14 protein-coding genes are annotated in these 25,190 nt (G+C 56.4%); 7 read left to right on the top strand and 7 right to left on the bottom strand.

Annotation, left to right across the window (positions count from 1 at the left end; translation table 11 throughout):
• Window positions 1–87: 87 nt before the first annotated feature.
• Complete coding sequence (locus ACAW74_RS27225) at window positions 88–984, top strand: YitT family protein (RefSeq protein ID WP_370701425.1); 897 nt, start codon at window positions 88–90, stop codon at window positions 982–984.
• A gap of 245 nt (window positions 985–1,229) precedes the next feature.
• On the opposite strand, the gene ACAW74_RS27220 is transcribed toward ACAW74_RS27225, so the two are convergent.
• Together ACAW74_RS27220 and ACAW74_RS27215 are read right to left on the bottom strand one after the other, a co-directional pair.
• Window positions 1,230–3,371 (bottom strand): hypothetical protein, encoded by a 2,142-nt coding sequence (locus tag ACAW74_RS27220; protein WP_370701424.1) that lies wholly within the window; start codon window positions 3,369–3,371, stop codon window positions 1,230–1,232.
• Between the two features lie 406 nt (window positions 3,372–3,777).
• A complete protein-coding gene (locus tag ACAW74_RS27215) occupies window positions 3,778–4,164 on the bottom strand; it encodes a hypothetical protein (protein WP_370701423.1) in 387 nt (128 codons plus the stop codon).
• Between the two features lie 518 nt (window positions 4,165–4,682).
• Here ACAW74_RS27215 and ACAW74_RS27210 point away from each other — a divergent pair.
• The 6 genes from ACAW74_RS27210 to ACAW74_RS27185 all read left to right on the top strand — a co-directional run bounded on the left by ACAW74_RS27210 (window position 4,683) and on the right by ACAW74_RS27185 (window position 17,759).
• Window positions 4,683–8,666 (top strand): NHL repeat-containing protein, encoded by a 3,984-nt coding sequence (locus tag ACAW74_RS27210; protein ID WP_370701422.1) that lies wholly within the window; start codon window positions 4,683–4,685, stop codon window positions 8,664–8,666.
• A gap of 57 nt (window positions 8,667–8,723) precedes the next feature.
• Entirely contained in the window at window positions 8,724–9,149 is a 426-nt protein-coding gene (locus tag ACAW74_RS27205; RefSeq protein ID WP_370701421.1) for a hypothetical protein, read from the top strand.
• 62 nt (window positions 9,150–9,211) lie between these two features.
• Window positions 9,212–10,450 carry a hypothetical protein gene (locus ACAW74_RS27200; protein WP_370701420.1) on the top strand — a complete coding sequence of 413 codons (1,239 nt, stop codon included), beginning with the start codon at window positions 9,212–9,214 and terminating at the stop codon, window positions 10,448–10,450.
• 28 nt (window positions 10,451–10,478) lie between these two features.
• Window positions 10,479–11,174: a hypothetical protein gene (locus tag ACAW74_RS27195; protein WP_370701419.1), complete on the top strand. Its 696-nt coding sequence runs from the start codon at window positions 10,479–10,481 to the stop codon at window positions 11,172–11,174.
• A 13-nt stretch (window positions 11,175–11,187) separates the two neighbouring features.
• Window positions 11,188–13,470, top strand: coding sequence for a pentapeptide repeat-containing protein (locus tag ACAW74_RS27190; RefSeq protein WP_370701418.1), 2,283 nt, complete (start codon window positions 11,188–11,190; stop codon window positions 13,468–13,470).
• Between the two features lie 11 nt (window positions 13,471–13,481).
• Window positions 13,482–17,759, top strand: coding sequence for an SDR family NAD(P)-dependent oxidoreductase (locus ACAW74_RS27185; protein WP_370701417.1), 4,278 nt, complete (start codon window positions 13,482–13,484; stop codon window positions 17,757–17,759).
• A gap of 132 nt (window positions 17,760–17,891) precedes the next feature.
• On the opposite strand, the gene ACAW74_RS27180 is transcribed toward ACAW74_RS27185, so the two are convergent.
• The 5 genes from ACAW74_RS27180 to ACAW74_RS27160 all read right to left on the bottom strand — a co-directional run bounded on the left by ACAW74_RS27180 (window position 17,892) and on the right by ACAW74_RS27160 (window position 25,139).
• Entirely contained in the window at window positions 17,892–19,979 is a 2,088-nt protein-coding gene (locus ACAW74_RS27180) for a beta strand repeat-containing protein (RefSeq protein WP_370701416.1), read from the bottom strand.
• Window positions 19,980–21,367: 1,388 nt separating this feature from the next.
• Window positions 21,368–21,958: a methyltransferase family protein gene (locus ACAW74_RS27175; protein ID WP_370701415.1), complete on the bottom strand. Its 591-nt coding sequence runs from the start codon at window positions 21,956–21,958 to the stop codon at window positions 21,368–21,370.
• 11 nt (window positions 21,959–21,969) lie between these two features.
• Window positions 21,970–22,914, bottom strand: coding sequence for an extracellular catalytic domain type 1 short-chain-length polyhydroxyalkanoate depolymerase (locus ACAW74_RS27170; RefSeq protein WP_370701414.1), 945 nt, complete (start codon window positions 22,912–22,914; stop codon window positions 21,970–21,972).
• A 66-nt stretch (window positions 22,915–22,980) separates the two neighbouring features.
• Window positions 22,981–23,724 (bottom strand): DUF3108 domain-containing protein, encoded by a 744-nt coding sequence (locus ACAW74_RS27165; protein ID WP_370701413.1) that lies wholly within the window; start codon window positions 23,722–23,724, stop codon window positions 22,981–22,983.
• 455 nt (window positions 23,725–24,179) lie between these two features.
• Window positions 24,180–25,139 (bottom strand): 1-phosphofructokinase family hexose kinase, encoded by a 960-nt coding sequence (locus tag ACAW74_RS27160; RefSeq protein ID WP_370701412.1) that lies wholly within the window; start codon window positions 25,137–25,139, stop codon window positions 24,180–24,182.
• Window positions 25,140–25,190 lie beyond the last annotated feature (51 nt).

Below are 25,190 nucleotides of genomic sequence, written 5' to 3'. Positions count from 1 at the left end.
TGTTAGGCGCTCAGTTGCGGCCGTCGTCTCGGAAAGCTATCTCGGAGCTGCCGCTGGCGCACGTAAATGAATTAACCACTCAACACCATGATTTCACAACAGACAACGGTGGTCGCCTCATCTCAGACCCACCTGCTTCACCGCCTGAAAGACGGCGTGTTTCTCTTGGCTGGCGTACTCTGTGCCGGCATGGGTTTAAAAGGGTTTCTGCTGCCCAACAACTTCATCGACGGGGGCGCCATGGGTATTTCCTTGCTCCTGGAGATTACAACAGGCCTCGAACTGGCCCTGTTGATTATTCTGGTCAACCTGCCGTTTATCTGGCTGGGCTATCGCCAGATATCAACCGGGTTCGCTATCCGGACCACAATCGCCATTAGTTTACTGGCTGTCTGTCTGGTCGTTGTGCCGTATCCGGTGGTAACGACCGATAAGTTACTGATCTCTGTCTTCGGCGGCTTCTTTCTGGGGGCCGGTATTGGGCTGGCTATCCGGGGCGGCGGCGTACTGGACGGCACCGAAGTGTTGGCCGTTTGGGTCAGCCGCCGGTCAGCGCTGACGGTCGGCGACGTAATTATGGTCATCAACATATTGGTGTTTGGGGCGGCGGCCATTCTCCTGAACGTCGAAACGGCCTTGTATGCGATGCTGACCTACCTGGCTGCTTCCAAAACCGTCGACTTCCTGATCCACGGTATCGAGGAATACACGGCGGTCATTATTGTGTCTGACCGCCATGAAGCACTACGCACGATGATCACCGAAGAGCTGGGCCGTGGGGTTACTGTCTTTAAAGGCGAAAAAGGCTACGGCAAGCGGGGGTATCAGCATCATGATATCAACATCTTGTATGCCGTAGTCACCCGGCTGGAGCTCACTCGCCTGAAGGATAACATAAGCCGGATTGATGAACACGCCTTTGTGATCAACCACGGCATTGACGATGCCAAGGGCGGAATGGTCAAAGGACGTCCGCTGCATTAGATCGCGCCTGACCACCGATCGACATAGCTTACTGATAAGCTGGCTAGCTTGTTTACAGCGTCGATGGGCTCTATTTTCAGAATGCTGCCCTCAGTCGGTTTGCCTGGGCTTCTTTTATACCATAACGAATTAAGGCTGGGTACGTTGCTATTAGAGAAAACAACGTACCCAGCCCTGATATACGCGCACGGTCTTAATGAGATCCGATGCGTTTTTCCGGATAAGGAGGCACTGACCCGGTACGTCTAGTTGCAAGTCTGGATAAACTTCCAGGCTCCCCACTGCTGTGAATCGTCGGGGGCTTCATTGGCGTTAACGTACCATTTGCTCTCGTAAATTTTGCCGTTATAGAATACACGCGTGCCCGCTGTTGGATACGCCTGCGTACTGTTATAGGCCGGGTAGCCACAACCGCCCGTACCCCCGCCTGTCGAAGCGGCCGTGACGCTAACCGAAACCGATGCCGCCGACGTACCGGCGCTGGTTTGTAGCTTGAAGCTGTACGTACCCGCCGATGTCGGTGTGTAGCTCCAACCACCGCTGCTCACCGATTGAGTGGCGACCTGCGTCCCATTTTTCAAGATCAACAAGGTACCAGCCGAGGCGACCTGTCCACTAACAGCCGTATTGACGACGCCCGTAGTCGAATTCACCGTCGGAGCCGCAGGCCCACTCGTGGGCGGGTTCGTGGAGCCACCAGCACAGTTTTGTACAAATTTCCAGTTGCCCCACTGTTGCGATTCGTCGGGGCCTTCATTGGGGTTGGCGTACCACTGATTCTGATAAATCTTGCCGTTGACGTACACCCTGGTGCCTGCCGTGGGGTAAGCCTGAGCAGGATTATAGGCCGGATAGCCACAACCGCCCGTACCCCCACCGGTTGAGGCCGCCGTGACGGTGACAGTCGCTGAGGCGGCCGATGTACCGGCGGGGGTTTGTAGCTTGAAACTGTAGGCACCCGCCGACGTCGGTGTGTAATTCCAGGTGCTGCCTGTCAGCGTTTGAGTCGCCAGCTGAACACCGTCTTTACTGATCAGCAACGTACCGGTCGAGGCCACCTGCCCGGTAATGGCCGTGTTGACCACGCCCGTAGTCGAGCTCACCGTCGGAGCCGCCGGGCCCGTGGTGGGCGGCGGGGTAGTCGTGTTATAGTCGAACGCAGCCGCAATGGCGGCGGCCGGTGTAGCGCCATTGAGCACTTTCGAGGCTACGTTCAGGTACGTTACCCCCGTGTAATTCGCATCGCCGCTGAACTGCGACTGCGCCAGCAACTGCCAGATCATGATCCCGTCGCCCTTACCAGCCCGGCCCTCGGCACCACCCTCACGGATGTACTGCGCCAGCTCGGCCGCTTTCTGCGCCGAGTACGTATAGTAAGGCCCCCACGGCTCGTTGGGTACGTGCGTGCCTGCCGCCAGTTTGAAGCCATAGGTATTGGCATAATAGGCATAGGCATCGTAAAGCAGGGTACGGCGGGGCGCGGCTCCAATGTTGTAACCTTGATAAGCGACAATATCAATTTTATCCCCCACCGCTTTAAAAACCGGGATCATGTGGCCCGTTGAACTGAACCCAAACTGCGAGATACTGTGCTGGGCATCGGTAAACGAATAGAGGTACGTATCGGGCTCACCCGTTAGCGTATTCCGTTTGGCGTAGGCGTACTTGGCGGCTGGGTCATCGTTGTTGAGCCCACCCAGGGCGCCCACACCCGCTGGCGCACAGGCCAGGATGTAACCCCCCGAGCGTGGCATGATTGCTCTGGACTGGTTGAAAAAGTCAATGAAGTGAGCCACGTTCGCCGGACTGCCGATGTCCTGAAAACTTCCGTTCGGTTCAAAATCCCAGTCGATTCCGGCAAAACCAAAGTCATCCACCAGATCCTTGATCTGGCTATAGTTGATCGAATAGGCGTCGCTGGAGGCCCAATAGGTCTCGCCGCCCAGCGAGAGGATCACCTTGATGCCTTTCTGATTGACAATGCCGATGGCTTGTTTCAACATCTGCCCATCGTAGGGCACCTGAATGCCGGTCTGCGACAAGTCGTACGAGCCTTTAGTGTAGCGCAGATTGGGTTTGCCAAACGAGAAAAAGACGTGGGTAATGTGCGCCGGTAAGGTGGTGAATTTACTGACCCCGTTGGTAAGCCAGGTTTCGCTCCAACTGGGGAAATAGCCCAGCACAATGGGTCTTTCGGTTCCGAGGCGAGCCCCAGCCTGATGGCTGCCCGGTTTCATGGGTTGATCGAGCAGGCTGGTACAGGCCGAAAAGCTAACGGCCAGTAGCAAACCCAGGTACGTTACCCAGGCCGACAGGCGCTGAAAAAAAGAGGGGTACTCAGCCTTTTCGTGATGGCTGGTTGCTGAATGTTCTGATGGGTGCTTCATCGTGGCTTTGTCGGGGGAATTAAGTGCGTATACCGGCGCGAGTCCACGGGCATAACGAAAGCAGTCAGCTATGCCTTTCAACCCATTGACGGACCGGCAACACTCGCTACATCCCCACACCCAGGCTCACTAACCAGTAGTGGAAAGTAAGAAAAAATACATAATACAAATTATTCATATGTATAAAAATCCGTAGTGAGTTATTCAACGGAAGGCAGGAATAACCCTTATGCTTGCCAGATGTGCGCAGGTAACTGGCAGCCGCGCTCATGACGGATGGCTTTACGGGTACGTTCGTCGGTCGGGTTTGAGCTATACCTATAAGGTAGAAAACCATCCGGTCAACCGGCTTCTCTTCGGGGAGCAAACGGTACGGCATGGTAAGCAGGCCGGCAAGGAGATGGGATTACCTGCCGGGGTCGTCCTGCAACTTGTCGATGGCTGAAAAAAGGTAATTCCTGCCCGGCATACCAATGTCTGTATGAACCCTGTCTGGAACGGCCGCTTCCAGGTACGTTGCCAGGTAAGGCTGGTGTGGAGGCATCATCAGCACGATTATATCGCCCGGCCCAGACTGAGGGTAATACCAGGTGGCCTGCGCCGCCGTCAGGTACGCCGCCAGGTCGACATAGCACAGGCAGGCTTCGTTGCCACAGTTTCCATCGGCCAGCAACGAGGGACGCAATAGGTGCGGAAACAAATGAAAATCATCGACGGGTAACCCAAAAGCATGTTCCAGGTCATTGATCGTCTCAACCTCGGCCTGGTTCGGTAAGTAGATCGTGTCACACATCGCTGAATCAGCGGTTGGTAAGGGCAGCCGCCGCTAAAAGCATGTGCAATTTGTATGCCTAACCAAAGAGGCGCCTGCAACGGTAAACGAGTGCGTTTTGGGTCGTGAATTCGAGCAACCTACCGACTACACTACGTTCGAGTAAACATTGCCTCCTTCCAGTAAATATCGAATTGCCCTACCAGCTGGATTCGCTTACCTTAACATATAATAATTCGTGCCTTTGTGCTTTCGCGGTCATAATTACGCAGCCTCCATCTAGTTGGCCCTGAAGGCAATACCGATTTCCCATTAACCATTATCCGAGCTGCTAACCGACCAATACTGTCACGTCTAGAGTAATTCGTCCCCTATGGTTTCGCGCCTTGTTCACTCCTGATCGCCCGGCCGATCACCCGGTACAGATCGGCTAACTGATCGTGAGTGGCCCGTGTCAACTACCCTCCTCAAACGGAGGGGCATACCCCTCTTGTCTCTGTTTTTTTGTAACCATTATATAAATATAACATACTAAACCAATGACTCACCAACTTCATTTCGACCTTAGTCATGTCGATACGTCGGGCGGCACGCCCCTGCACCTCCTTATCCGAGGTGAAAAGTACCCGCTCTCGCTGCACACCGCAGCTACGCTAGAGGCCGCCGCGGCCACCAACCAGGCGGTGTCTGTACTGCTGGCACAACGGCCCAGTGCGCTCAGTCACTATGTGGACGCGCCCCATCACCATTTTATCAAAAACCGGCTGACGCGCATTCAGGTGGTGGGCGAGTGTGAACCCTCGGCCCCGGCCTACCACCTACCGCCCCTGTACCACGTGGCCTACATGACGCATCTGGATGATTACAAAACGTATTTCGCCAGACTGCAACGCAAAACCGGGCTGGTGAAACCGGCACTATTTCATGCGTTTGGCCTGGCCGAAACCAACGACGATCCGTGGCAGATTCTGATGCAGGAGTATCACCTCCAGGGACCGGTCGATGTAGCGAAGTTTCTGGCGGGGCAGCACCCGCTTCTGGCTAGTAGCCAGCCGCAAACACACCTCGCTCTTCAGAACGAGCACATTTACCCGACAACCAAAACCGACCCGGACAGCATCCAGCAGCTGAATAACATCCAGTTTCTGGCGCAGTCGGTCAAAAGTCAGGGGCAGCCCGGCCCCAATAGTGGGTTTGCCATTGTCAAACAGTCGGTGGATGGCAATGGTAATCCACTGACCTACCAGTTCCCGATCGGCGATCCAAACAATCCGACGATCCCGACAGGTACGCCGGTCATGATCTATTCGCTGACCGATACCACCAACGGGGCCATGGCTCCGGCCATTGGGTTACCGCTGCAAACGTCGCGCAACGACCAGCAATTCCAGAATCAGACGTGGGGCGTTAACCAGGGAACGGCGTCGTACGACGTAGCCAACCAGACCACTACGGCCCAAAGCCGCCGCCTGATTGCCAACGCGTCACCCGCTGCCAGCGCACCAGGGCAATGGTCGGTATCGCCCAATACGTCGTCGCACGGTATCACCGTCGATCAGAACTCGATTCAGTTCAAGGGTACCAACTTTTCGGTCGACGCCTACAACAACTTCCTGCGAATCGTGGGGGCTTACGTCGAGTTTTTTGCGGATGCGGACATGACTCAGGCGATCAACAACCCGATGAGCCCGCATATGCTTCAGGCGTTCCAGACGGATACCAAAACGTACCTGGACATGATCAGCAGCGTGAATACCATTCTGGGTATTCCGTTCCCGACCGACCCCACGCAGCTACAGATGGCCTGGCCCGATCAGGCGCAGGCCGCCAAGCTCATGTTTGGTGGGGTGGGTACGTGGAACTACGACGCGCACGTAGTATGGCCGGGCTTTATCGAAACGGGTATCTTCTGCTTTGGTATTCCGATTTTCATGATGGCGGCGCAGGCGGCTGTTACGGATACGCAGTGGTATAAGGAGTTCGTCAAAGACACCGACAACATCATGGCGGCGGTTGGCGTGGGCTTCTCGGTGGGTGGCGCCGCCTTTGGGGTCGACGCCGGGTTCATCCAGGGATTGAAGACCTCCCTCTACACCTTTGGGGATATCATCGTAGGTATACTGGCAGCGAAAGGGATGGAGAAGCTGTCGGAATACCTGCTCGCCAAGATTGTCGCGTCGGAGTTTGCCGAAGCCGCGCCGTTTGTGGGCTGGGCCCTGCGCGCCGTAAGCGTAGCTATCGACGTTGCTGAACTGGCTGTATCGTTTGGCGAAGTGATGTCATCACCCGCGGTGATCGAGATCGACGTGAAACGGCAGATGGCCTTCACATTTACGCTGCACCCCGACCCGGCCCACGGCGAAGCCGGGAACCCCAAAACGGCCATCTGGCCTGCCGTGGCCGATCATTACCGGATTCTGGTCAACTACAAAACCGGAAGCGGCTTCGAGAGCAAAGGACAGGTACCCCTAACGCCAACGGGGGGCTCCTCCAACCAGCCGATTCAGACCAATTTTACGGTGCCCTGGGGTGGGCAGATGCAGATTATCGCGGCGGTATACTCGGCCAACGGCTGGCTGTGTGGCAAATACCAGAGCGACTGGCTGCCGGCCGTCCCCGACGCCAGCACGCCGGGGGCAAAAGCCGTGGATGGCAACATCACCGAGATACTGGTACCCCTCACGCAGGATACGCAGTATACGTTCAAGCAAAAACTGACCTACAATAGCACCACAGGGCATACGTGGCAGGGCGTATCAGGAGGCGCCACCGTGCCGACCGATACCGTAAGCAGCCTCAATAGCGACAATACCGGCAACAACATTGCCCAGTTGGCGGGCATCACCATCAATGAAACAGCTACGGTGATCGGGTATACGTGGCAGGCTTCGGGCGTGAACATTCCGCTTGAAAACGGCACACAGCCCGATTCGGGGCAGATGTTTGTGTTCCAGAACGTATCGGTCCTGAGCGATGCCGAAAGCCGACTGAAATTCCCGCCGTTTGGCTTCAAAACCAAGCCCGGTCTGGCCTACGATGTGTATGGTGGCAGCCCAACCCAGGTGGGACCGCTCAATTTCGTGATCGACACCCGCAACGCCTCAACCGGCTACCTGCGCCTTGTCGACTTGATGGACGGCAACCCGCAATTCGACCTCAACAGCGGCATGAGCTACGGTACGTTCTCGCTGGGTGACATCGACGCGCTGGCCGTTCACCCCAATGGGTACGTAGTGGCCGTAAACTGGGCTAGCCACAAAATGCAATTGCTGAAACTGGCCGATCAGGCCGTTCCCGATGCCAACGCGCCATTGGCAACGGTGGTGTCAGGCAAGGGCATTTTGCAGGGACTGATGCAGGGACCGATTGCCCTGGCGATTTCGCCCGATGGGAAAATCTACGTGCTGGAGTCGCTCAACAACCGGGTACAGGCTTTCGACATCAATGGCAACCCGGCGCCAAGTTTCACGGGGCAGTCGTTGTTCAGCCTCCCGAATGCCGGGTCGATCGCCCAGCAACTCGACCAACGTACCGCCAGCAGCGAGCTGGTGACGGCCTTCCTGGCCAACGGCGCGTCTGACCTGTTCAGCATCGCCGCATCGCTCGCTCCGACCCTCGACAGCGGCACCATGACGATGGACGTAATCAGCGCCTTCGCCGCCAACATGGTGTATCTGGCTTACCTGACCGACGATAAGGGTAATATTCAGCCTGACCCGACGCAAACGTCCTTCATCACGGTTATCAAGGCCGGGCAGGAGTGGACCATCACGGACCCTAGCCGCAACTACGTCTATACGCTGACAGCCACGAACGGCGCGATTCTGGTTCAGGATCAGTTCAGCGAGCTCGAGGTAGTCATTCTGCAACAGGGCGTAAGCTGGCAGCTTAAGGACCTGGCCGGTGGCGATTCGTTCCTGCTGACGCTGAACGGGACAACCCTCAACGTCGCGCAGTACCTATCGTATTTCTCGGTAAATCCGAAAAACGAGTCGCTGACTTATTGCGACCTCGCCATCGAGAGCAAGGGGTACGTGTATGTACTGGCCTACCAGACCAACGTACCTGGCACGGCGGTGTTGAACACAGCCTATGTCCTCGACGTGTATACGCCTCAGGGTGAACACCTTTTCCGTACGCCCGACTCCAGCCTGACACCGGCCGCCCAGATGCAGTACATCGCCGCCGGAAAGATGGCGATTGACCTGTGGCGCGACGTGTTTACGCTCAACTACGAGAAGATGGCCGGTCCGCAGGGTCGCACCGAACCGACGATAAGCCAGTGGATACCTACACCACCGCTGTTTGATATTGCCTTGACGGATGCGAATGTCGCCATGTTCGATCAGGCGCAAATGGCAGGCATCACGGCAGCATTTGCCACGGCGAACATCACGCTCTCGTCAGCAGCGACCTGCACGGTCGTACAGGCGGGGCAGCAGTGGCAGGTCATCGACACCAACCAGAAGTTCAATGTCGTGACCACCATCGGTCAAATCGAAGTATACAGCGCACTCGTATAACCCGGCCTCGGTCACGCCGGGCCTCCTCCGGTGTGACCGAGCCACATCCCCCCTCCTATGGAAACCAACGCCTATCAGGATGCTGGCCCAGCAACGGCATTCCAGCAGATACTCGCCTTGCTCAACCTTACGGCGCCCCCCGTCGACCCACTCCAAACGAGTGCGGCGAGGCAGGTACTTTCTGCCGACCCCGCTCAGTCGCTCATCGCACCCACTACGGTGACCCTGGCCACGACCGACGAACAGGCCGCTTTGTTGGCTTTTTTCGGACAAACCGGGCCCTTGGAAGAAAACGGCCCCGTCGAGCTTACCACGTTTACGGCCAATAATGTAACCGTGAAAGCCGGGGAGCCGCTTCAGATTATGCCTACCGACCACTCGCCGGTGCTGGTCAACATCGATACCCTCACGCTGGAGCAGGGGGCGCAGATTCAGTGCTTCACGGCGGTGGTCTTCACCGTGGGAACGCTTATCAAACAATGAGAACAAGCAAACCAACACTAATTCAATTCATTCATTTCTAACCGCTTAACTAGCCAATTTCCATGCAAAACGTAACACAGTTCGATCAATACATGTCCATGCTCGTCAACATGGGCGTACCGAGTGCCGCCACCCGGACCGCTACGTACAATACCGGTGATTATGACGGTGGGCTAATCCTATCAACCGACCCTGCCCAATCGCATGTGCCGCCCTCGTTTATTTCGGTGCCGGATGTGGATACCCTGAAAACCTTGTGTGGGCTTCAGGACGGCTTTTTCGAGGCCAACCAGGCCGCTAATACCTTACCCGTTCCAACAGATACCGGGGCACTGGCCGCCATCACCAACCCGCTGGACGATAACGTCTGTATGGCGCTGTCGGCCTATATTTTCGGCAACAGCCAGTTGGTAGCTCCCTGGAAAGACACCCTAAACCGGCTTCGTTTCCCGATGCAGGTAGCCGTTTTCACGGCCAGCGTCATCAATGTGCAGCCCGGTAGTCCTCTGGTGCTGAAAGGCACCGATAGCAACCCGATCGGGCTCGGCTGCGACACGCTCAACATCGAAGCCGGTGGGCAGGTGATTACCCAGGGCCCCGGCACTATAACCGCCGATGTAATGAACAGCGCACAATCATCTTACGACGGTGTGGGCGATACCCCGTCCCCCAACCTGCTGTCGGTGGGTGGCGACGGCGGTAACGGGGGTGATGGCAGCTCTACCGGCAACGCCAGTGCGGGTAGTAAGGGCGCCGACGCCACCGAAAGTGGAAAAAGTGGTTGCAATGCAGCGGGTAAAGGCGGGCAAGGTCCTAGTGCGGGTAACGCAACTGACGGCGGGGCAGGTGGCAACGGCGGCAACGCGAGCGAAATCAACTATTCGGTAACTACCCTGAACGGCAGCTACATCGCGGGCAGCATCGGCGGTAATGGCGGTAATGGCGGTAACGGCGGTACCGGTGGCAATGGCGGACCCGGCGGACCCGGTGGCAATGCCTGTCGTAATTGTGGTCAAGGGCCACAGGGCCAGGGCGGCAATGGCGGCAATGCAGGCAAAGGGGGCGTAGGTGGCAATGGCGGTAATGGCTCTACGGTCTACATCAACTACCAGAATGGATCCCCCAACATTACCATCTCGAACCAGAAAGCGTCTGGTGGGAATGCGGGGAATGCGGGTAACCCCGGCGGAGCAGGTACCGGCAACCCGAATGGAAGCGGTGGTACTCCGGCAGCGGGCGTCAATGGCGGCAACGGCGGGCAGCCGGGCAAGGTCATCATCAATGGGTCGCCTAGTTTATAAACGGTTTCCACCAAAAACACAGATAGTCATGGCGACAGCAGCCGATATTATCATCTATGGCACACCGGGGGCCGATGGCCTTACGGTTCCTAATGCGCCCGATGCCCAACCGCCCGTCAGTGCCAACGGGGCCGATGGATACTACTCGTGGTTCCACTACGTACCGGCCACCAATGGTGTGGCCGGGGTCAATGCACCGCAACCGGGACTAAACGGCAACGGCGGGGGCAACGGCGGCGATGCCGGAAGTTTTCAGCTTCAGGTTACTAATCTGCAACTCAGCAGCCCGCTCAGCATTATTAGCACGGGCGGCGCAGGCGGCAACGGCTCCGCCGGGGGTAACGGTGGGGCAGGCGGTACGGGTGGTAACGCGGGTAACAACAATAGCAGCCACAGTAGCTTGACAGCCAATGGCGGTATCGGTGGCAATGGCACCGATGGCGGTACGGGCGGCAACGCGGGCAATGGTGGCAATGGCGGCTCGATTCAGGTACGTTACCACACCGCAAACATCCAGGATGCGCCCGTCACGGTGAAATCGATAGGCGGCAATAGCGGTACGGCGGGAACTGGCGGCGTAGGCGGGGTGGGTGGCAACGGTGGGCGAAACTTCCCGGCGAGCAACGGCTTTGCCAACAATGGCCAGAATGGGCACACCAGCAACGGAGGCGCAATAGGCACTGGCGGGCAGGGTAGCAACGACACCAGTGTAGGGCAATACTAACCCGTCTACTCCTATGCAAACTACTGCTCCCGCCACGGCCGATTTTGCCGGTAAATACGCTTTCGCCTTCCCCAACAACCAACTGCTCTGCCTGCCCACGTCGGGCGGGGCTACGTTGGGTGTTGTAGCGGGCGATCTCCATAACCCGACGGCTAACCAGCAAGTCAACTTGTATGGAAACCTCCAGAGTGGGTTTACGCTACAGGCCCCCAACTGGCTGTATGTCTGGTACAACAATGGGTACGTTGCCGAAAAACAACGCGGCGATGCGGCCTGCTCGGTGTTCTCGCTTCAAACGGTTCAGAGTAACACGTACCTGGTTGAAACGGCCTCCGACAGCACCGTCTATTACGTCTGTGCCAACGCCGACGGTACGCTGTCGCGGGTGGCCAATACAGGTACGCCTCCCGCCAACGCGCAGGTGTCGACGAACCAGATTACCGATAGCCTCGCCGCGATCCGGCAGCAACGGTCTACGCTGGCGAACCCGCTGACGGGCGTGTACCTCGCCGGGCAGGACCTTCGAAACATCGCCTTTATGTCGACCGATCTGTCGTTTGCCGATTTTTCGAACACAACGCTCGACAGCACCTCCGACGCCAACGGGGCCACGGCCAACGGCACCCGCTTCGACAACGCACTGCTCACGAACTGGGTTGCCAATGGCCTCGTCTGCGTTAACGGCTCGTTTGTAAACGCAATGCTGACCAATGCCAAGCTGTCGAACGGGACGTTCACGGGGAGTACCTTCAATAAAGCCAACCTCGCAGGCGCCAATCTGCAGGTCTCTGATTTTACCAATGCTGCCCTGATTGGCTGTCCGTTTACAGGTACGTTGGTAAATCAGGCCATCTTTAGAGGAGCCAACCTGACCAACGCCGATTTGTCGGCAGCGAAGGGGGTCGAGGCCATTATCAGCATCGAAGGGGCTTTGCTGATCGCGACGAACCTGAAGGGCCACGACCTGACCAACGTAGCCATCGACGCACAGACCAACTTTATGAGTGCCGTTCTGGACGGTTGTAACCTGACAGGCAAAAACCTCGTAAACAATGTATTTGTGCGAGCATCAATGCAGGGCGTCAAGCTTGATAACACTACGCTCGACGGTGTGCAGCTTGCTTTTGCCAATCTTACCAACGCCAGCATTACGGGGGGTATTACGATGGTTGGGGCGAATCTGGCCAACGCCAACCTTCAGAACGTAAACCTGACGGGTGCGCAACTGGGAGCCAAGACTACGCTGTTGAAAGCTCCCCTCAGCGACAGCAGCCAACTCGACAGCGGGCAGATTCCGGCCGACATCAGTACGGGCCTGAAATTGAGCGCCGGGGCTACTGTTCAGGTGGTTCAGTCGGGTGTGATCTGGCAGATCACCGACGGCGCCAGTCTGTATCAGGTCAACAACAACAGCTATGTGTTGCTGGTGCAGCAGGTCAACACGTCGAACGCGGCGGTGCTGTCCAACGCCTATATGTTCGAGACAAACCTGCAACAGGCCAACCTGTTTGCGGTCGAAATGTCGGGCGTTCACTGGTATGGTAGTGGTGCCAGCGCGCTCAGCGCCGACTTGGGGCAGGCGAATCTTTCCAACGCCTTTTTGTCGGGTATGGGCTTTAAGCAAAGCCAGATGCAGGGTGCCTCCCTCGACTATGCCACGCTCATCGGAACGGTGTTCGACGGGGCCAATCTCAGCCCGTCGCCGTCGTTAAAACCTACGTCGTTTGCGTTTGCCGCTATGCAAAGCACCTCCTTTGCGGGTACGTCTACACTTTACAACGCCAACCTGACCAACGCCGCTCTGGCGCTGACCAATGGCGTACCGCTGTTTACGCTCGACAGCAGTCTGGTCTCGTCCTTAAATACCGGCAGTATTTCGACTACCCTCCGCACCGCTTTTGCCAACGTGGCCTATACGCTCGTCGGCGTAGCGAGTCTGACGGTGATCACAGCGGGTAGCGCGTGGCGAATCGCCAACATCGACTCGCAGAATGCGGCGCAAACAGGCTACGGTAACTTCTATCTGGAATTGGTGGATCAGGAAAACGGCTTGTCGTTCATTCAGGTGTACGGAGCCGCGCCGCTGTTGCTGCTCAATTCCGACGGCAAGGGCGGGCAGGTGCAGTTACAATTGGCGTTCGGGGCCACCGGCATTACCAGTCAACAACTGAATGGCAATACCACCTGCCCGTCGGGGATGCGCTACAGCTACCTGTCTGCCTACATGACCTACGCCATGCTGATGACCCCGGCATTGCCCCCGTTGCCCCCGACCTGCCTTAACTGCTGGAACTAGTCCGCCCGATAATGAATCCTCAAGCTACCTATTCGCCCATTGCCGTCGTCGGGATGGGGTGCCGGTTCCCCGGGCATGTACAAACGCCCGAGCAGTTCTGGCAACTCCTTCTGGACGGCAATGACGTGCTGGAAGACGTACCTGCCGACCGCTGGAACCAACGCTATTTTCATGCTGCCGACCGGGCTCAGCCGGGGTCGCTCATCTCGCCGCGTGGGGGCTTCCTCGACGACGTAGCGGGCTTCGACTATAGCTTTTTTGGCTTTTCGCGGCTCGAGGCAGCCAATATCGATCCGCAGCAACGGCTGGTACTGCACGCGGCCTGGGAGGCGCTCGAACAGGGGCGTATTCCGGCCGACCAGTGGAAAAAGAAGGCCGTCGGGGTGTTTATGGGCTGCTTCACGGTCGACTATCACCTGATGCAGTTCCTCGACCCGCTCGACATTGGCGCGTTTGCCACGACCGGCATGATGAACACCATGCTGTCGAATCGGTTGTCGTATGTGCTTGACGTCAACGGCCCTTCGATGTCGATCGATACGGCCTGCTCGGCTTCTCTGACGGCGGTGCATCAGGCCTGCCTGAGCCTACAGAGCGGCGAGTCGGAGATGGCCCTGGCGGGCGGCTCTATGCTGATGCTCATGCCCGACTACCACATTGCCGAAACCAAAACGGGTATGCTCTCGAAAGATGGCCGGTGCAAATCGTTTGCTGCCGGTGCCAACGGGTACGTTCGCAGTGAAGGCGTGGGGGTGGTTGTACTCAAACGCCTCGACCGCGCTCTTGCCGACGGCGATCGCATTCAAGCCGTGCTGATTGGCAGTGCCGTCAATCAGGATGGGCGCACCCCGACGATCACCACGCCCGACGCCGAAGCCCAAAAGGCCGTGATGCGTATGGCCTGCCAGCGGGCGGGCATCAGCCCGGCGCAGGTGACGTATGTAGAGGCCCACGGTACAGGTACGTCGGCAGGCGACCCGGTTGAGGCGGCGGCCATTGGGGCCGTTTACGGGCGCAACTCAGGGCGTACGCAGCCCGTTTGGGTAGGGTCGTGCAAGGCCAACATCGGGCATACAGAGGCTGCCTCGGGCATTGCCGGGCTTATCAAGAGCGTTATGTGTGTGCAGCACCGGCAGGTACCGCCGCAACTGTATGCCAATACACCGAACCCACGCATTCCGTTCGAGGCGATGGGGATACAGCTCCCCGTGCAGCGGCAAGACCTGCCACCTGCCACCGAGCCCTACATCGTGGGGGTCAATTCGTTTGGGTTTGGTGGGGCCAACGCCCATGTATTGGTGCAGGAATACCCCGTTACCGAACCCAACGTGGCCTGTTCGAAGGCCCAACCTCGGCTACTACCCCTTTGGGCGCATACCGACAAGGCCCTGAACGACTTAGCGCTACGCTATGCCGATGCACTCGACAGCATCGACCCGGAACGGGTTGGCGATTTCTGCGCCAATGCCGCCACGCGCCGGTCGAAGCTAGCCCGGCATCGGCTGTTCGTAGGCGATGATGCGGCCGACCTGAGCCGACAACTCAGGCAATTTGCCCAACAGCCAGACCCGATAACCAACGGAAAAATGGCTGTTCCCCCGCCCGACTTTCTGAGCAAGGCCGATCCGATGGCTTGCCCGGCTCAGGCAGTAACCGACTCGCCGCCCGCTCCCTGGATGCCGCTTCCGGCCTATCCCTGGCAAACCGAGCCGCTCTGGCAGGAGTCGGCGCGCAGCCGGAATCGGAGGCTCCGCCCGTCTGTCTTCGCCTGGTTGGGGTCGGTCGTCGATGAGCAGACCAATCAATGGGAAGTCCTCGTTTCGTCGGAGAAAACCCCCTGGCTGACACAACATCAGATCAGGGGGCAGTACCTGCTACCCGGCTCGGTCTACATCGAAATGGCCCTGACTGCCTTACGACAAGTGGCCCCAATGACCCAATTCGTTATCGAACACCTTTCGTTTGAGCGGGCTGTCGTGATCAGACCGGGCATAGCCTTTCTGCTGCGCATCCAGCTAGATCGGGCTAGCCAGCGTTTCAGTATCTCAGCCACGGCGTCGTTATCCGACAAAACGCACCAACCTGTCGCCTCCGGGCAGTTTCGCACGCTTCCTCCCGGCCGCATCGGTCAGTTCCGTTGGGATACTGCTACCGAGCCGGCTGTCGACGGCGAAACGCTGTACCGATTCTTCGAGAAGAACCAGTTCAACTATGGTCCGTTGTTCAGAGGGCTACAGAAGGTGTTTCCAGGCAAGGACGAAAGCGTTGGCCTGCTATCGCTGCCCGCAGAACTAGCCGACCAACTGGCGGATCCCGCGTATGTATTTCACCCGGTTGCTTTAGATAGCCTGTTTCATACGCTTCTGGCGCTGAACTACCCAAGTCCTACGGAGTTTGGTCTGCCCGTGGGCATCGATCGCATTCGCCTGTTTGGCCGACCGACCCCGCAAATGCAGGTAAAAGCAAGACGGACGAGTGAAATCGATTCTCTGGTCAAGCTGGACCTGTTTATGTACGATATGGCGGGCGCGCCCCTCGGTTATATTGAAGGATTCAGGGCGCAGAAAGTAACGGCAACCCGGCGCGACCGGCTGTCGGTCAATGCGGTTTATCAGTCCTTGTTGCTACCTGAATGGGAGCCCTGTTCGATCGAGGCGTCAACCCGCGTAACCGACCGGTCGTTTCTGCTGCTGGCCGATCAACAGGGCGTTGGGTTACAGCTTAAGACCTTGCTGGAACAGTGTGGGTATTCGGTAAATGTAGCCCGACTCCCCCTTCAGCACCGCCAGGACACGATCGATCAGCTCGTCTGTGAGTTGCACCAACAGGTAGGCGACACCTTGCTGATCAATTGTCTGCCTTTAGATGCCGTTGATTTTTCAAGTAGTCTTCAGACCGTCGTTCAGCCGCTACAATGCCTTGCCAGCGCCATTAGGCAGACCAATTTTCCCGGACAGGTATGGTCGATTAGTAAGTTGACGCAACTGGTTGATGGCAACGAGACCGACATTCAGGTATTTCAGGCGGGTCTCTGGGGCATAGCCAATGTCTTTTGCCATCAGGAAAACCAACAAAACGGCGGCGGTATCATTGACATAAGCGCCCTTTCGGATACCGAACAGATCGCGCAATTGCTAACGGCCGACTCGGTGTCGGAAACGATGCTGGCCATCCGGCAGCAGCAGTTTTTCTGTAAGCGACTCAACCGTTACCGCAACAAGGGAGAGTCGCCCGACACCGTGCAATTCGATTCGGCGGCAACCTACGTTGTAACGGGTGCCTTTGGAGCCTTGGGCAAAGCGGTCAGCCAATGGGCGATTGATACCGGTGCGCGTCGGTTGTTGCTGACGACAAGCCGACTCATCAACCGAACGCACAGCCCGAACGAGTATGCCTGGATTCAGTCGCTTCGTAAGCAAGGCGTAGTGGTCGACGTGTCGCGCGTCGATCTGACCGACCATGCGTCTTTAACGGACTTTGCCAATCGTTGCCAGAAACACGCTGTGCGCGGCCTTCTCTACTGTGCGGGGGTCAGCCACGATCAGCTGTTGGCCGAGGCCAGCGAAAGCGTGACGCAACAAGTGATGGCGACCAAGCTGCTGGGGGCGACCCGGTTACACGAAGCATTTCTGTCGGTTCCACTGGAGCATTTCGTGCTGTTTTCTTCGATCGGTAGTTTTTTGCCGAATCGGGGGTTGGGTGTTTATGCTGCTGCCAACGCCAGCTTAGACGCACTGGCCCACAAACGCCGGCTCATGGGTCTTCCGGCCCTTAGCATCAACTGGGGGCCCTGGTCGTCGGGGATGACGCAAAAAGGGAACCTTGAGGCTTTTTTCTCGAAAATGGGGATGCATTCGCTTTCCGTAGCTGAGGGGCTGACAACCCTTTCGCAGATCTTCCATAGCCCAGACGCCCAACTCGCCGTGCTGCCCGTTAACTGGCCGCTGTTCCTGAACACGTCCTTGACAGACCACCCTCTTTTTGCCAATCACCGGCGGTCAGACAGTCTGGCGTTGTCGGGATCAAACCCATTCCGGCAGGCCGAAACGATAGCCAGCGAAGTCGTTAGTCAGATTGCGCTGCTGGCCGATCTCGACGTTTCAGAGGTCGAGATGACCTGCTCTTTACCAGACTGCGGGCTGGATTCACTAACGGCGATGGTGTTTAAAGACTGGCTTAAACGACACCTCAGCATAGACTTTTCTATCGACGATATTCTGACCGCTCATGACGTCCGTACACTCATTGATTCGCTCACCGTTCGCTACCAGGACATGCAACTAGTGTAATAGCTGACTACGGATTGTCGGCTATATATAAAGCCCCACCGCCTCATCGAGCATTCGATGAGGCGGTGGGGCAACGTACCCAATCAGTTCAGGTACGTTGGTATCAGCAACGTACCTGAGCTTCGATCAGCCTTAGTTATTCGTCTGGATAATGGTCGACGTATTGTTGTTACCCAACTGCGATACGTTGGCATCGTTGCCTACCGTTGTGGATACCTGCGTAACGGTCAAGGTGTTGTTGTTGCCCATCTGAACCGAGAAGGAATCTTCAACGCCGCTGGCTGCCCGTAGCCGGTTGGTTATCGCCGACGACGAACCACCAGTCTGCGAAATTGTCGCCAGGTTGTTGCTACCACTCTGCAACAGGCGAGCTTCGTTAAAGCTACCGTCCTGCGTCATACTGGCCGTGTTATCGTTGGATGGCATCGGCGTACCCACTTCACCCTGCCGGATAAAGGCAATGTTGCTGGAACCCGATAACTGGTCGATCGTGGCATCGTTGCCCGTACCACTTCCGTCAACGTCGCTGCCGCCAACCTGGTAAATCGTAGCCACGTTACCGATGCCGGTACCACCCTGCATAATGCTGGCTTCGGCGTTGGCCGACCCATCCGTCTGCACGATCAACGCCTGCTTGTCGGCACCGCCGTCCTGCGTTACCGAAGCACCATTCTCTACGCCACTCTGGAAGATATTGGCGTACTGGTTGGTCCCCGAGACCTGGCTGATCGTAGCCGTACCGCCCGTAGCTGACGTACCCAGCGTGACGCCAAATTCAAGCGTGACGGCATTACCGTCGGCGTCGAAGGCATCGGGGCGTGCCTGACTGATGCGCGCATTGTGCCCCGAACCACCCAGCTGACTGATCGTGGCGTTGTTGTCATTGGCCGTCACGTTCACACCACCAGCGCCACCACGGCCCTGATCGATTACAGCATCAGAGCCGCTGATCCCGTCGGCCTGCGTAATCGAACCCGTGTTGCCACTGCCGATGGCACCGCCATCGCCCGCGTTTACACCCAGGATCTGCGACAACTGGGCATAGTTGCCACTACCGCCCTGTGTGATACTTCCCGTATTGTTCGACGAGGTTGAATTGCCGCCAAATCCCTGATACAGGCGCGCTTCACTACCCGAGGCATTGGCCGTTTGCTCGATGGTGCCTTCATCAAGCGCTGAGGAAGCGATCCACCCCTGAATCAAAAGCGCAGTGCTATTGATACCAGCCTGTTTGATGGTCGCCTCGCTGTTGACGGCCATACTGCCGGGCCCAATCACACCCTGATCGATACGCGCCGTATTGCCCGTATTCGATTGGGTTACGGCGGCTGTACTACCCGTCGCCGTACCGAATTCAGATCCCTGGGTCACGGTTGCCGTGTTGCCAGCAGCTGATTGGGTTATGTTGGCCATGTTGCCATCGGCATTGCCAGCTTGGGCATTAGCCCCATCTGCATCCGAATCAACATCCGAACCCTGATCGATCCGGGCCGTGTTGGCATTGTCTGTCTGGATGATAAGGGCTTCATTGCCAATGGATGAACCACCCGGAACAGCCGTCGTCGGTTTCCCTTGATTGATCGTGGCAGTATTCCCGCTTACGGCACCACTGGCAACGCCTGGCTCCGTAAAGCCCTGAAGAATTTTGCCAAGATTGCCCGACGAGTTATTCGACTGGCTAACGGTACCCGTATTCGCTGTACCACCGGCATTGTTCTGAAAGATCTCGGCACCGTTGCCCTGGCTTCCGTTGTTCTGGTTTATCGTTGTGGTTCCCAGCGTTCCCTGTTGGAGCGTTCCGGCGAAGTTACCAGTTCCCGCTGAGCTGTTGATCGTTGCTGCTGTGTTAGCTATGCCGCTCACTCCATCAGGGCCTGCATTCTGGTTGATGGTACTCGTTAGATTACCTCCGAATTGGGAGGCACCTGCCCGGTTTCCTTGGGATGCATTGACACCGTTGCCGTTTTGCCGGATGGTAGCCGCGTTGGTGACAGTGTTTGGCGAACCCGGCTGCCCCTGAATGGTGATAGCGTAGTTTCCGTAGTTGGCCGCGCCTCCAGCCCCCTGATTTTGTTGAATCGTTGAGTTTTGAAGGTTGCCAACCTGTTGAGCTTGGGCGGTCTGTGCAGTACCGGCCTGGTTGACGGTTGAACTGTTCTGGGCAAAGGATGCCGTAGCAAAGGCTACCAGCGCTGCGCCGGTAAGGATAATTTTTTTCATTGAGTTTACTGGTTCTGCAATGGATTATGGATAATCGTCGGTATGTAGGTGCAGTAAGCCCAAAGGCCGGGTCGTAGGTCGGGGTCTGGTTAAGGAAAGAGTAGTGCCATCCGGCCCACTCCGCAGCAAAGGCATCTCTGTGGTTTTGTATGAAGGGAACAATTCGGTGAAGGGATGTCTAGTCGTAGCACTTGTGAACGACACACGGCCGAACCAAGCAAAGCAAACAGCCTATATAGACTTAATAGGACAAATGAACCATGTGTAGCTGACTTGCCGATTTTGTCAATCGGTAATCAACAGAACTAAACAACCTGAATAGAAGAAGGAAACGGCCTAGATACGGCTTATAGCAACAACGCACATCGGTTGCTCAAGGTCATCCATGCGCCATCAATGGAGGCACATATATCGCCAAAGAAAATATGTTCATAAACGCATTTTTATTGCATGATGTGGTAACACATACTTATCCGTCCGGCTATATGTGCTGTAGACGTTACAAATGTATAGGCGCTTTTTTGTTTAAATCAACTGTGTCTCAGTAGCTTAAACGATAAATTATATACATAAATGAAAGTTCATGAATTTATAAAGTATAATTTTTCCCATTTTGGGCAATAGCATTTAAATACTCAAGCAAAAAATATCAATTTTCGACATTTACTACTGATAGACAGTTAGTTGTAGTTGATTGATGCTCTATAAAGTAGACTAAATTGATTACTCTCGTATTGAATTTATTAAAGATAGCGTATCATAGATTTCGTGAAGTACAAATAGCGGAATGCATGATTTTATTTATAAATAATTTAAAATTTTAATGTGTAGCGTTATAAGGCTAATACTACTTAGTCAACATAACGAACTATTTTATTTCTGAAATACGACCAAATTTCTCATATGTTTTTATGAAAAAATCAGGCTTACAAATCAAAATATACGTTTCTCTATTCCTATAATCTGCTATAAAAGTCACATATAATCATATAACTTAACCCTACCGTTTTTACTCACTAATACAGCCAGCTATAAGGCTGTTTTTTAGTTCTTCCGAAAGTACTACAGACACTTTTGTCAGTTCCTTTTTTAGCTATGAGACGTGTTAGTGACACATTGAAAGTCTCGTCTTATTGAATCACTTCGTCTGGCTTTTTCGGTGCCGACAGTTTTTGTTGTTAAGTGCGCTACCCAGAACCTGATTGTTCAATTGGTTAAGCCATGTTTGTTGGCAAAGGTTACACAACAAGCTGAGGCACATATAGACATGCGTCAGACTCTCCCTCGGTCGATTTCGTGGCAGACCATAAGTCTGTGTGTTCAGCATGGCGTCCAGCACGGTCACGATTATAACCAAATAACCATTCCCGATTTGGTTAAGCAACTCGTTACGAAAGCCGCGACGAGGGCAATAACATGGGCGTTTGCTGCTGATACCGCTGGTAAGCCTCCCCAAAAACCGCGACAAGCTTCCGCTCTTCGAAATAGATTCCAATACGGATGTACACAAAGGCCAGCAGGCCGAAGAGCAGGTGTTTCCTGTCGGGTTGCCATACCACCAGCCCCGCCAACCCGATCAGTACGCCCAGGTAAAGCGGATGCCGAACGTACCGTAGCAACCCGTTTTGCTGAAGGGTTTCGGTCGGGTTTTGTTGCCGTCCCGGAGGCCAGCCAATAAACAGGGCCAGATCATACTGCCGCAGGGCAAGTATACCCACCGCGCCGCCCACCATCAGTAGCAACGTACCCAGCCAGGGCAGGCCGCGCCCATTGGTGAGCCAATCGGTTGGGGCTGTCTGCAAAGCCCACAACACGGGCAGGAAGGTTAACACCGATAAGAGGTTGTAGCATAGCCGGTAGTAGCCGATCGGTAACCCCACGCGTAACGTCATCCAGCCTTTGACCCCGTTGGCGGCAGTCAAACTGTGGATCAGGCCAAATAGCAGCCAGCTAAGTAACAAAGGTGGGTAAGCATACATGGTTAATGGGCTTAGGGCAAGGTATACTGGCTGACGAACGCCCATAGCACGTCGTTTGCCGTCAGTGCTGCCGAAGGAGGATCACCAAAGCGACGCACGCTTTTTTGACCACCCGGCCACGAATGGCCGCCATCGTCGGTCAGGTAATAGTGTAGGTCGGCACCTCGCTCGCAGGCTTTCCATTTGTATAACGTATAGCCATTAGCCGGCTGTACGGTTGGTTTGGCGGCGCGGCAACGGGCCAGGCGGGCAAATACCATCAGGCTACTATCGACCGAGGGATTCCATTGGCCGTTCAGGCTCCGACTCCCGACGCCCCCGTCGTAGGGTACATTACGGTCTTGTTTTGAGTGCATGTGCAGTATCGGCAGTACCCGGGAAGGCTGGCAGGCGGTTTTAACCTGCATGGTACCGGCGTTAGTGGCAATGGCGGCGATTTTGTCGGGCAGTTCACAGGCGAGCCGGTAGCAGAGCATCGCTCCGTTGGAATGGCCCGTGGCGTATACTCGCCTTGGGTCGAGGCGGTACGTGCGGGTTAGCTTACTGATTAGCGCTCGGATAAAGCCCACGTCGTCGGTCTGCTGCGTGGTAGCTCGTTGCCCACAGCAGTGGCCCGCGTTCCAGGTACGTAGCTTCAACACGCCGGGATTTACCTGCCCGTCAGGGTACACGACCGCGAACCCTTCCCGATCGGCCTTCTCACTCAAGCCGGACTGATTTTCGAACTGCTGCCCGCTTCCACCGCCCCCGTGCAGGGCAATCAGCAACGGAATTGGCCGGCTACGTTGGTCATAGGTGGGGGGGAGGTGTAAACGGTAGAGCCGCACCTGCCCGGCGTGCTGCAATGTATCCTGATCGAGCGCGTTTGTCGAAAGGGCCGTTGACGGCGGTATTCGGAGCAGCCCCACCGACAGCGCAGCCCCCAACGCCAGACTCGTTGTTAAAACCGTATTCATGCCAGCATAGGTAAACTCACCCTAAAAATAAGCAGTCTATCTCGGTTTGGGATGGCCCTCCGGCTCTCAATAGAGCTTCACTTTGTAGCGGTAACGGCCCCGGAAATACTCTTTCATCTTCACCACCTCGCGGGGCTGATCGCTGATCCAGAACGTCGCGTAGGCGCCGGGTGCGTAGTCGATACGTACCAGCCAGCAGTCGACGGTCGCTTTTCCAACAATAGGTAACCGTTCGCGCCCGGTAACGCTCAACTTGTAGTAGGCTGAACTGGGGCTGCCCGGTTCATAAAACGGCACGGCAAACGTCTGACCTACCCGTCGAATGGGTAACAGGGGCAGGATTTCCAGATCCATCGGAAAGGCAAAAGCCGGGGGCTGCATCGTCACCCGAAACGAGCTGTCCCTGGCTGAATGCCGGGCCGTATCGGGAATCGTAACGACTTGGTTCTGAAACACAAAGCTCCGGCTACCCCGTTTGGCGTACACGGCATCGTGCGAGAGAGGCACCAACGACGGCCATTGACCAGTCGTGGTTACGTGGGCAAACAGGGAGTCGCGCCGGTGCCAGTCCCAGATAAACGTAAACTGCCGCTGCCCGTTTTGCGTGGTCTGGCGAAGGGTTCGGTCCCAAATATCGGCCGACGACAACCGCCGACCGGTTGAGTCTTCGAAGTAGACGGCATACGAGCTTTTCACCTCGCGCCAGGCGGCGGTATTGAGCGTTTGGCCATTCACCCGAATGGTATCGGTCTGGGCGTAGGTCAGCCCGGTTGACAAAATTAGCAGCGTGGTCAGAAGAAGTCGATTCATGGGTGTTGAATGCGGTTGATCGGCCAAAGAACAGCATGCAACGCTGCGCCGCCACCTTCTCTTTGACCAGCGGACATAAGCGCGTATGAACAGGGACCGCCAACGATCGCCCTGATAGCAAGTAACCCGACAGCCTTTGCCCTATAACCTGATAAATCTCATCCGATGCCGTATCGCCGAGCAGGGCACCATGGTCGCCTCACACCTAGTTTCGCAGGAAAAATAAACGTGCTCTCGTTTTATACGTTACAGGTTGTCGACCAAAAAGCCCGCAACGAATCGTCGCGGGCTTTTTTATTTCTCCTCTATTCAGCATTACAGAAGATCAGGCCTCGTTGTTGCCCACCTGCTCATACGAATTAGCAATCAGGGTACCGTAGCATGGTGTGGCGGGAATTCGGTTCGGATCATCACCCGTGTTATTCGTGTAGTTGGTTATCAGACTATCAAAGACACTATACCGATTCAACCGGATAAGGTTGCCGGATCCAGGTTAGCAGGCGTTCGGTATCGACCCGGTGGAATAGTTCGGTGCCGGGGTTCATCGTCGCGGCTGTGCCGCAGGCAACGCCCAGCTGAATGGCATCGGCGTAGGAACGTTGCTGCGCCAGCGCGTAAACCACGCCCCCTACCAGGCTATCACCCGCCCCCACCGTGCTCAGTTTCTTGACGGGCGGCGCCTGTACATAGATCGTCTCGGCCGCATCGACCAGCATCGCCCCGCGCGGCCCGAGCGACACCACCACAATCTGGCATTTTTTCTGCCGGATCAGTTGCGTAGCGGCTTCGGTAATCTGGTCTGTTTCGAGCCAGTTGGCGTTGACCAGCCGGGCCAGTTCGCCCAGATTCGGTTTGATCATAAACACACCTTCGTCCAGAGCAGCCTGTAGCGGCTCACCTGCCGTGTCGAGCACGAAGCGGCTGTTGTGGGCGTTGGCTTTGCGGGCCAGCTGCGCGTAGAAGTCGGTGGGCAAACCGGGCGGTAGGCTTCCACTTGCGACTATATATTCAACGGGTATGTAGTCGACCGGCGGTTCGAGCCGGTTAATATGCGCCAGGCAATCGGCGGCTTCGTCGGGTGTCAGGGTCGGGCCGGGCGTGCCGAAGCGGTACTGCTGGTTGGTTGTCGTTTCGGTAACAACAAAGCACTCGCGGGTGAGCCCACTCAGGCGGATGGTCTGGTGGTGAATTCCCTCGGCTTCGACCAGTTCTTCCAACGTTTGGCCCGATGCCCCGCCCACCGTAAACAGCGCGAGCGACTGTCCCCCCAAGCGGCGGATGGCTTTAGACACGTTGATCCCGCCGCCGCCCGCGTCATACTGCGGTTGGGAGCAGTGCAGCTTGTGTTCGGGCACCAGTCGATCAGTCGTCAGGCTGATGTCGACAGCCGGGTTGAGCGTGAGCGTAACAATCATGAGGACAGCCGTTTAATCGATCAAAGGTGTCGACAACGTACCCAGCCCACC

The sequence above is a fragment of the Fibrella musci genome, from assembly GCF_041321105.1.
Lineage (GTDB): Bacteria > Bacteroidota > Bacteroidia > Cytophagales > Spirosomataceae > Fibrella > Fibrella musci.
The sequence above is the reverse complement of the archived record's forward strand: the minus strand, read 5'-3'. Positions and strand labels throughout refer to the sequence as shown.

What these genes read in the sequence shown, in the direction of transcription:
- ACAW74_RS27225 (WP_370701425.1), top strand. Translation starts at nt 88, where the DNA reads ATGATTTCACAACAGACAACGGTGGTCGCCTCATCTCAGACCCACCTG.
- ACAW74_RS27220 (WP_370701424.1), bottom strand. Translation starts at nt 3,371, where the DNA reads ATGAAGCACCCATCAGAACATTCAGCAACCAGCCATCACGAAAAGGCT.
- ACAW74_RS27215 (WP_370701423.1), bottom strand. Translation starts at nt 4,164, where the DNA reads ATGTGTGACACGATCTACTTACCGAACCAGGCCGAGGTTGAGACGATC.
- ACAW74_RS27210 (WP_370701422.1), top strand. Translation starts at nt 4,683, where the DNA reads ATGACTCACCAACTTCATTTCGACCTTAGTCATGTCGATACGTCGGGC.
- ACAW74_RS27205 (WP_370701421.1), top strand. Translation starts at nt 8,724, where the DNA reads ATGGAAACCAACGCCTATCAGGATGCTGGCCCAGCAACGGCATTCCAG.
- ACAW74_RS27200 (WP_370701420.1), top strand. Translation starts at nt 9,212, where the DNA reads ATGCAAAACGTAACACAGTTCGATCAATACATGTCCATGCTCGTCAAC.
- ACAW74_RS27195 (WP_370701419.1), top strand. Translation starts at nt 10,479, where the DNA reads ATGGCGACAGCAGCCGATATTATCATCTATGGCACACCGGGGGCCGAT.
- ACAW74_RS27190 (WP_370701418.1), top strand. Translation starts at nt 11,188, where the DNA reads ATGCAAACTACTGCTCCCGCCACGGCCGATTTTGCCGGTAAATACGCT.
- ACAW74_RS27185 (WP_370701417.1), top strand. Translation starts at nt 13,482, where the DNA reads ATGAATCCTCAAGCTACCTATTCGCCCATTGCCGTCGTCGGGATGGGG.
- ACAW74_RS27180 (WP_370701416.1), bottom strand. Translation starts at nt 19,979, where the DNA reads ATGAAAAAAATTATCCTTACCGGCGCAGCGCTGGTAGCCTTTGCTACG.
- ACAW74_RS27175 (WP_370701415.1), bottom strand. Translation starts at nt 21,958, where the DNA reads ATGTATGCTTACCCACCTTTGTTACTTAGCTGGCTGCTATTTGGCCTG.
- ACAW74_RS27170 (WP_370701414.1), bottom strand. Translation starts at nt 22,914, where the DNA reads ATGAATACGGTTTTAACAACGAGTCTGGCGTTGGGGGCTGCGCTGTCG.
- ACAW74_RS27165 (WP_370701413.1), bottom strand. Translation starts at nt 23,724, where the DNA reads ATGAATCGACTTCTTCTGACCACGCTGCTAATTTTGTCAACCGGGCTG.
- ACAW74_RS27160 (WP_370701412.1), bottom strand. Translation starts at nt 25,139, where the DNA reads ATGATTGTTACGCTCACGCTCAACCCGGCTGTCGACATCAGCCTGACG.